The following is an 8,806-nucleotide window of genomic DNA, read 5'->3' on the forward strand; positions in this document are numbered from 1 at the left end:
ATTTTTTTGCTCAGTATTACTACCAAGCTATTTTTTGTAAACTCAAACGCTTAATTGCGCTCGGTTTTCTCTTTGTGATATTTTTACCGTTAATGTCAATGATCTTTATGCTTTCTCAGGCTTAATCCGCAAATATTGTTTTTGGCTCTATCTGCTTTTTTAATTCTAAACCTTCAAATTACTGTTAATTGAATAACAATGTGGAGAATAAGGGAGTCGAACCCTTGACCTTCCCGATTCATCGGGATGCTCTAGCCCCTATCGGCTAAAATCCTTTGTTTATTTTTTAAATAACTTCTATTCTTGTTACATCGCTGTAACTTTTTCATTACTTTTCAGTAATTGTGGAGAATAAGGGAGTCGAACCCTTGACCTCCTGCGTGCAAGGCAGGCGCTCTAGCCAGCTGAGCTAATTCCCCCTCTAGTTGAGTGTACGAGTCAGAGGGTCGGAGGGTTTGAGTGTTAACTCATCTTCTCTTATACTCTAAAACTCTCTTACTCAAAATTAGTAGTCTCGGGCAGGCTCGAACTGCCGACCTCTACATTATCAGTGTAGCGCTCTAACCAGCTGAGCTACGAGACTTCATTTTTTAGTTGTTGGTTGTTGGTTTTTAGTCATTAGTCTAAAACTAATTCCTAATAGCTAAACCTCGAACTTCTTTAACTAAAATCTCTCTTCCCTGTTACTAATTTCTAGTGGGTTTTGTATTTTTTAATATATCAACCAAATAAAAAACTAAAGCATGAACTTTAAGCAAGTACATGGTACATTGAAGTACCTTAATTTTGTTTATCGTCTAAAGACGCTCTAAAATGAGATGTTCCAGCCGCACCTTCCGGTACGGCTACCTTGTTACGACTTAGCCCTAGTTACCTGTTTTACCCTAGGCAGCTCCTATTACGGTCACCGACTTCAGGTACCCCAGACTTCCATGGCTTGACGGGCGGTGTGTACAAGGCCCGGGAACGTATTCACCGCGCCATGGCTGATGCGCGATTACTAGCGATTCCAGCTTCATAGAGTCGAGTTGCAGACTCCAATCCGAACTGAGACCAGCTTTCGAGATTCGCATCCAGTCGCCTGGTAGCTGCCCTCTGTACTGGCCATTGTATTACGTGTGTGGCCCAAGGCGTAAGGGCCGTGATGATTTGACGTCATCCCCACCTTCCTCTCTACTTGCGTAGGCAGTCTCACTAGAGTCCTCAACTTAATGCTAGCAACTAGTGACAGGGGTTGCGCTCGTTGCAGGACTTAACCTAACACCTCACGGCACGAGCTGACGACAACCATGCAGCACCTTGAAAATTGCCCGAAGGAAGGTCTATTTCTAAACCGATCAATTCCCATTTAAGCCTTGGTAAGGTTCCTCGCGTATCATCGAATTAAACCACATAATCCACCGCTTGTGCGGGCCCCCGTCAATTCCTTTGAGTTTCATTCTTGCGAACGTACTCCCCAGGTGGCTAACTTATCACTTTCGCTTAGTCTCTGAAACTTAAAGTCCCAAAAACGAGTTAGCATCGTTTACGGCGTGGACTACCAGGGTATCTAATCCTGTTCGCTCCCCACGCTTTCGTCCATCAGCGTCAGTTAAAACATAGTGACCTGCCTTCGCAATTGGTGTTCTAAGTAATATCTATGCATTTCACCGCTACACTACTTATTCCAGCCACTTCTACTTTACTCAAGACCCGCAGTATCAATGGCAGTTTCATAGTTAAGCTATGAGATTTCACCACTGACTTACGAGTCCGCCTACGGACCCTTTAAACCCAATAAATCCGGATAACGCTTGCACCCTCCGTATTACCGCGGCTGCTGGCACGGAGTTAGCCGGTGCTTATTCGTATAGTACCTTCAGCTTTCCACACGTGGAAAGGTTTATCCCTATACAAAAGAAGTTTACAACCCATAGGGCCGTCGTCCTTCACGCGGGATGGCTGGATCAGGCTCTCACCCATTGTCCAATATTCCTCACTGCTGCCTCCCGTAGGAGTCTGGTCCGTGTCTCAGTACCAGTGTGGGGGATCACCCTCTCAGGCCCCCTAAAGATCACAGACTTGGTGAGCCGTTACCTCACCAACTATCTAATCTTGCGCGTGCCCATCTCTATCCACCGGAGTTTTCAATAATAACTGATGCCAGTCATTATATTATGGGGTATTAATCTTCCTTTCGAAAGGCTATCCCCCTGATAAAGGTAGGTTGCACACGTGTTCCGCACCCGTACGCCGCTCTCAAGATTCCGAAGAATCTCTACCGCTCGGCTTGCATGTGTTAGGCCTCCCGCTAGCGTTCATCCTGAGCCAGGATCAAACTCTCCATTGTATGTTTGTCTGACTCACTCAAAGTTTTTTAATACGCTTTAGTTTTTCCTTACTTGGTTGTATATCTATTTTTCAATGATCTCTTTTCTTTCGCTTTTTACAATACCTAATGTTCTGTCGTTTTCAGTATCGATTTGCGTGTGCAAAAGTAAAACTTTTTTCCTAATTGACCAAATGTTTTTTGAAGATTTTTTAAAGTTTTTTAAATAACCCTAACCCCTCTATTCAACACCTAATCATCTACTCCTGCGCTCCCGTTTTACCGGACTGCAAAGATAAGAATCTTTTTTATATTCGCAAATTTTATTTCTAAAAATTTTAAATATATTTTTCATCTAATATCTCATAACAATTATATAATATAACATAATCATTATATAGTAGTGTCTTTAATTTTATGCCTACCTAAAGGCTCTTCTACGCTACTGACATACTCTCGTTTTCAGTGGGGCAAAAGTACATCCTTTTACCCTCAATCTCCAAATATATTTAACATAATATATTGATCCGAATGCCAATTGTGGGAAAGTATCTCCCTTAAATAATTGATATATTATGGCTTATGTCTTTTTATATACTTATCCACATTATTCGAATTGGGTGGGGATGTTCTTGGAGATGGGTTGTAGGGTTGTAAAATAGGGGTTGGGAAGTTTGAGAGTTGGAGTGTCGGAGGGTTTGAAGATGTAAGGAGTGCCTCCAAGCAGGGAAATTATTTTGGATGTTTATTATTGTGGGTTTGTGAGAGGTTGATGTTGTTTTTGTGGAGAGAAAATGGGTAGAATAAATTCTGATGACTGTATTCTATATATTATACAATGTCATAGCCACGATAGAAACGGCATCCTTTTTTGTTGCGGGCGCAGCGAAGCGGAGACCGTGACAAAAAAGATATAGTGGAGAGCGGGAAATAGCTTCGGAGAAAATTATTAATTATTAATGATGAATTATTAATGGGTGGGTTTCTCCTGCGTCAAAATGACATGCTTTGTCGGAAAGTTTGATTGTAGATGTTTGGCTGTGAAAGTTTGAGATTGATTGGCTTTGGATAAGCTCAGTATAAAATTGATTTGATTCTCGCTATGAAAAGAAAAAAGCAGAGTTTAATTACTCTGCTTGTCTTTATTATAAATGGTAGTCAAAAATTCGGCGTAGGATTTTTCTAATCCGATGATATCGCCACTTTTTAGGTTCAACCCTCCTACTCCAGTTTCATCTGGTTTTACTTTTGTTGCTGAAATCTGAAAATAGTGATTCGTACTGGTTTCTTTCGGCTGAACTTTTATCGTTGAGCCCAAAAGCTTCTTCGTCGAAATTGTATACACTTCGCCCGGAGTTATTTTTAACCGTACATAAGATCTTGGAGGAATTACATAATCTTTTTTATTCACTGCTATTTTCTGGTCTTTTTCCGAAGATGCGAACAGATACAAATATCCGGTTTGCTCTAATAGTTTTTCTTTTGGTAAAAAGTACAAGCTTAGCTTATAATTTGCCGGATTGAAATTCTGCAGAGAAACCATCGACATTTTCAAAAGGTTTAAAGGTAAATGTATTTGCTCCGATTTCCTTTGCCTTCTTATATATTAATGAAAAAACTTCGTCGTCATATTTTGAAAAACCCTGAACTTCGATTTCTCCCAAATATTCGGCTTCTTTTACTTCTTCATTTATTCTATACAAAGTCTTGTCTGTATTTTCATTTGTTTTTTCAACTTTCGTTAAATACACGTTTTGTGCATTAAAAAAATGAATCAAAAAGACAAAAACAGCGATTATTATTTTTTTCATTCTATATATATTATTGTGCAAGAATAGATACACATTCTTCCAGACTGTTTTCCCAGTGTTTTGGTTCGATTTTATAGATTTCCTCAATTTTGTCGAGACACATTGTACTTCTCTTCGGTCTTTTTGCCGGAGTTGGATATTGCTCGGTCGTTAATTGATTTAATTTAATCTTAGATTTTGAAAACTCGGCGATTTTTTCTGCAAATTCAAACCATGTTGTTTCCGGATAGTTTGAGAAATGGAAAACTCCGAAAGTTTTTTGCTGAGCTTCGATGATGCTCATGATCGCTTCTGCCAAATCGTTAGCATTCGTCGGTTGACCAAACTGATCTCCTACAATTCCCAACTCGTCTTTTTGAGAGAAAAGGTTCAGCATTGTTTTCACAAAGTTTTTATTGAATTCAGAATATAGCCAAGAAGTTCTCAAAATAATCGTATTCGGATTTATTTCTAAAGCCAATTCTTCTCCTTTTAATTTTGATTCTCCATATACACCGATCGGACTTGTAAAATCATCTTCGGAATAACACAAGTTGGTTTCACCGTCGAAAACATAATCCGTAGAAACATGAATTAAAGTTGTTTTGAAATCCACACAAGCCTGAGCAAGATGAGCAACGCCTTCTGCATTTACGGCAAAAGCTTTTTCTTCTTCCTTTTCCGCAAGGTCGACTGCAGTGTATGCGGATGCATTGATGCAAAAATCGGGTTTGTTTTCTGAGAAGAAACTGTTTACCTGATCTGCATTGGTAATATCTAAAGTTTGAGAATCTGTAAAAGTAAATTCGTAATCCAGTTCAAAATCTGGAGCAATCTTTCTGATGCAATTTCCTAATTGTCCGTTTGCTCCTACTACTAGTATTTTTTTCATGAATTTTTGGCGTTTTGTGATCTTAAAAATTTAACTCTCGACTGGAAATCTTTCTGTTCCAAATCTACATAAAATTTGTTGAATGTTCCTTTGATATCTTCCGGATGAACTTCCGATTTTCTTGTTTTAATATTAAAATAGATCACCGTCACCCACAATACTGCATGAATTGCTTTTTCGTCTAAACTTTTCATTAAAATCTCAACCTTTGCCGTTCTTTCGCCAACTTCAATGGTTTTGCTGCTGATAACAACCGAGGTATTGTATCTTACTTCTTTTAAATAAGCAATTTCGTTTTGAATCGCGATCCAGGTGCAGCCTGTCAACTTTGTGTATTCTTCATACGTGAAACCATAAAATGTTTCCACATGATCTTCTCTGGCGTTGAACATATAATCCAGATATTTCACATTGTTTAAATGACCAATCGGATCACAGTCGCTGAATCTGACCTTAACCGTGGTTGATACTTCTCTTTCCATTGTGCAAAAATAAAAAAACCACCTCGATGAGAGATGGTTATTTTATAAATGTTTGTTAATTTCTAAAAATTATTGAACACCTAGTTCTTTTTTCACAGCTGGAGTCGCATCAGGACCACCTTTGAATACAAAAGCAGAAGAGTTTGCATCCATGATATAGTCATATCCGCTTGCTTTAGCAACTTTAGAAACCGCTTCGTTTAATTTCTTTTCGATTGGTTCGTAAGCTAAATCTTGTTTTGCAACAAAATCTTTCTGAGCTTTATCGTTCATCTGCTGAATTTCTTCCTGCATTTTTGCTAATTCACCTTCTCTAGCTTTGTTTTCTTCAGCAGATTTCTTAGGAGCTTCTTCAGAATATTGCTTTAACTTCGCTTGTCCAGCGTCAGCTTTTTTCTTGATTTCAGCTTGTTTAGTATCTAAGAAAGCTTTAAGATCAGTATCGGCTTTTTTCTTTTCAGGCATTGCATTAAGAACACCTATAACGTCTAAAGTAGCAATTTTTTGAGCTTTTGCCATACCTACCGATACAACCATCATTACCGCTGCAAATAATACACTTAATTTTTTCATAATTGGTAAATAAATAATTTAATTTGTTTTTAGATCTTTAAATGTAATAAAAGTTAAACTTTTATTTTTTTGTCTTAGTTTTTTCTTTTTTATCAGTATCCTTTAATAAAATATCTAATACTTTATCTGAATAATCGAATCTTTTCTGAAGAAACAAGACATTGTTACTCGTATTATCAAGAACTATGCCCACTCCGTTTTTCTCAGCCATTGTTTTAATTGCACCCCAGATTTGATCCTGGAAAGGCTGTACCAGATTTGTTCTCATCTTTTTGATCTCTCCGGTAGCTCCGAAACGTAAGCTTGTAGTGGTTTTGATGTTTTTTTCCAAATCCATTACTTCTTTTTCTCTAAGCTTTAATTGATCGCCAATTAAAAGTACTTTTTCACTTTCAAAAGCAGATCTTTTACGCTCATATTCCGACTGCAGATTCTGAAGTTCCGATTGCCAAGTGTCAATCTGTGAATTTAGCCTTGCTTCTGCTTCTTTATATTGAGGCATCTTATTCAAAATATAATCGGTATCTACAACCCCCACTTTCTGGGCATTACTAAGACCGAAAAGTAAGAATAATACGAACGAGAAAACAATTCTAAAGTTTTTCATATGCTGAATTATAATGATTGGTTCATCAAGAAGTGTGTCTTCCATCCTGAAGGATCAGTTCCTGTAACTGTTTTGTCGAATCCATAAGCGAAGTCAAATCCAATCAATCCGAATGCTCCCATATAAACTCTTACCCCAACACCTACTGATCTTTTCAACTGGAACGGATTATAAGTTCCCCAAGAATTCCACACGTTACCTCCTTCAGCAAACGTTAATGCATAAATTTTTGCAGTTTGGTTCAATGAAATCGGGTATCTTAATTCTAACGTAAATCTGTTATAAATAGTACCTCCACCTGTAGGAGTAATATCTTCAGAAGTTCCTCCGTATGTAGAAGCATTTTCATACCCTCTTAACGGAATTAATTCTCTACCATCATATCTACCTCCAAATAAACCGGTACCTCCTACATAGAATCTTTCAAATGGCGGAGCTCCTAATTTAGAGTTATATCCATCCATGAATCCCATTTCCGCAGAAGATCTCAATACTAATTTTCCAACGATTTCGTTGTAAACATCAGCTTTGAACTTCACTTTGTAGAATTCCATCCACTTATATTTTTCCGTTGCGCTTAGTGTAGAGTAATCTTTGTTATTAAACGCTGAATACGGAAGAGTGAATTTTACCGATAGATCCAAGTTTGAACCTGTTGTCGGGAAAATCGGGTCGATACCTGCAGAGTTTCTGCTTAATCCTAAGTTGATACTTAAGTTGTTTGCAGTACCGTAATATTCTGTAGTTCCTCCGAAATCGAAAGGATAGTTTTTAAAGTCGTACTTCTGATACTGAAGACCTGTGTATAATGAGAAATAATCATCCGGCCATCTCAATTGTCTGTTTAAACCAACCGAAGCGGAGAAAATATTCAACTTCTGAGAAGCGCCGTAAGCATCGGAATATTTTACTCTAGAGTTGTTTAAACTTATAGAAAGTGCTGTAGGCTTTGTTCCGAATAACCAAGGTTCAGTAAATGAAACTCCGTAGTTTTGGAAATATTGTCCTGCCTGAGCCTGAAGAGATAACGTTTGTCCGTCTCCTTGAGGAACAGGTTTAAAGTCTTTAAATTTAAGGAAATTCTTTAGCGAGAAGTTATTGAACGTTAATCCCAACGTTCCGATGAAACTGTTACCACCGTAACCCGCCTGCAACTGAACCTGAGAAGAACCTTTCTCCACCAATTTCCAATTAATATCTACCGTATTATCTTGTTGATTCGGCTGAATGTCTTGACCAACTTGTTGTGGATCAAAGAATGACATCCCTGCTAAATCGAAATACGTTCTTTTAATATCACTTTTAGCGAAAAGGTTACCCGGCTTAGTTCTCAAGGCTCTAAGAATTACGTGGTCATGAGTAGTGGTATTCCCTTCCCATGTTACTCTGTTCCAAGTTGCTTTTTCCCCTTCGTTGATACGGATTTCAAGATTGATTTTGTCTCCGCTTACAGATTTTTCAACCGGCGTTACATTTGAGAAAAGGTAACCGTTGTTCATGTAAACAGATTTGATATCAGAATCATCTTCTTTACCTCCGTCTTCACCAACTTTTTTGTTGAAACCTACTGCATCATAGATTTCCCCTTTTTTATATCCTAAAAGTCTTTGTAAATAATCTGTAGAGAAAACTGTATTTCCGGTAAATGTAATATCACCAATGTAATATTGTTTCCCTTCTTTCAGTTTTACATCGATTTGGTAATTATTTCTTTTGTTTCTCCAAACAGAATCAGAAACAATCGCTGCATCTCTATATCCCATAGAGTTGTAGTAATTAAGAAGGTTTTGCTTGTCTTCCTGATATTTTTCTTCAATGAATTTTGAAGATTTCAGGATTCCACCGATACCGAATCTTTTTTGTTTCGTTTCTTTAAAGGCTGATTTTCTAAGTTTTCTGTCGGAAACTGCATCATTTCCTTCAAACTCGATGTGATCGATCTTTATTCTTTTGCCTTTATCGACATTAATCGTCCAGTCTACCAAATTAGGATCACCTGCATTTACTTTATCCTGAATGGTGATTTTAGCATCTGCAAATCCTTTTTTAACAAAATCTTTAGGGACATTTGTTTTAAGACTTGAAATTAAATTTTGAGTAATTTTAGTTCCCGGCTTCAGATTGTTGTCTTTAGCCATCTTTTCGTTTTTGGAT

The 8,806-nt window shown here is 37.7% G+C and carries 7 protein-coding genes, 2 tRNA genes and 1 rRNA gene; all 10 read right to left on the minus strand.

The genetic code is table 11. The features are described 5' to 3' along the window. Positions 1–345: 345 nt before the first annotated feature. A tRNA-Ala gene (locus J3D55_RS22200) sits at positions 346–419 on the minus strand. Between the two features lie 90 nt (positions 420–509). Continuing rightward, positions 510–583, minus strand: a tRNA-Ile gene (locus J3D55_RS22205). Positions 584–811: 228 nt separating this feature from the next. Continuing rightward, positions 812–2,329, minus strand: a 16S ribosomal RNA gene (locus J3D55_RS22210). A gap of 1,102 nt (positions 2,330–3,431) precedes the next feature. After that, complete coding sequence (locus J3D55_RS22215) at positions 3,432–3,857, minus strand: hypothetical protein (protein ID WP_259134963.1); 426 nt, start codon at positions 3,855–3,857, stop codon at positions 3,432–3,434. Further along, positions 3,814–4,119 carry a hypothetical protein gene (locus J3D55_RS22220; RefSeq protein ID WP_259134965.1) on the minus strand — a complete coding sequence of 102 codons (306 nt, stop codon included), beginning with the start codon at positions 4,117–4,119 and terminating at the stop codon, positions 3,814–3,816. The genes J3D55_RS22215 and J3D55_RS22220 overlap by 44 nt, the downstream gene beginning before the upstream one ends. Before the next feature lie 10 nt (positions 4,120–4,129). Continuing rightward, entirely contained in the window at positions 4,130–4,990 is an 861-nt protein-coding gene (gene rfbD, locus J3D55_RS22225; protein ID WP_259134967.1) for a dTDP-4-dehydrorhamnose reductase, read from the minus strand. Beyond that, positions 4,987–5,472: an acyl-CoA thioesterase gene (locus J3D55_RS22230; RefSeq protein WP_259134968.1), complete on the minus strand. Its 486-nt coding sequence runs from the start codon at positions 5,470–5,472 to the stop codon at positions 4,987–4,989. The genes rfbD and J3D55_RS22230 overlap by 4 nt, the downstream gene beginning before the upstream one ends. 69 nt (positions 5,473–5,541) lie before the next feature. Continuing rightward, the gene (locus J3D55_RS22235) at positions 5,542–6,045 is read right to left on the minus strand and encodes an OmpH/Skp family outer membrane protein (RefSeq protein ID WP_259134970.1); all 504 of its coding nucleotides are present in this window, start codon (positions 6,043–6,045) and stop codon (positions 5,542–5,544) included. 61 nt (positions 6,046–6,106) lie between these two features. Continuing rightward, positions 6,107–6,652 carry an OmpH/Skp family outer membrane protein gene (locus tag J3D55_RS22240; protein ID WP_259134972.1) on the minus strand — a complete coding sequence of 182 codons (546 nt, stop codon included), beginning with the start codon at positions 6,650–6,652 and terminating at the stop codon, positions 6,107–6,109. An 8-nt stretch (positions 6,653–6,660) separates the two neighbouring features. Next, positions 6,661–8,806: BamA/OMP85 family outer membrane protein (locus J3D55_RS22245; protein WP_259134980.1), on the minus strand; the 2,146-nt coding region annotated here is incomplete at its 5' end.

Origin of the sequence: Chryseobacterium ginsenosidimutans, assembly GCF_024807225.1 — a bacterium.
In the GTDB taxonomy this organism is placed as follows: domain Bacteria; phylum Bacteroidota; class Bacteroidia; order Flavobacteriales; family Weeksellaceae; genus Chryseobacterium; species Chryseobacterium ginsenosidimutans.

Excerpts from the sequence above, each read along its gene's own strand:
- J3D55_RS22215 (WP_259134963.1), bottom strand. The coding sequence starts at position 3,857 with ATGTCGATGGTTTCTCTGCAGAATTTCAATCCGGCAAATTATAAGCTA.
- J3D55_RS22230 (WP_259134968.1), bottom strand. The coding sequence starts at position 5,472 with ATGGAAAGAGAAGTATCAACCACGGTTAAGGTCAGATTCAGCGACTGT.
- J3D55_RS22235 (WP_259134970.1), bottom strand. The coding sequence starts at position 6,045 with ATGAAAAAATTAAGTGTATTATTTGCAGCGGTAATGATGGTTGTATCG.
- rfbD (WP_259134967.1), bottom strand. The coding sequence starts at position 4,990 with ATGAAAAAAATACTAGTAGTAGGAGCAAACGGACAATTAGGAAATTGC.
- J3D55_RS22220 (WP_259134965.1), bottom strand. The coding sequence starts at position 4,119 with ATGAAAAAAATAATAATCGCTGTTTTTGTCTTTTTGATTCATTTTTTT.
- J3D55_RS22240 (WP_259134972.1), bottom strand. The coding sequence starts at position 6,652 with ATGAAAAACTTTAGAATTGTTTTCTCGTTCGTATTATTCTTACTTTTC.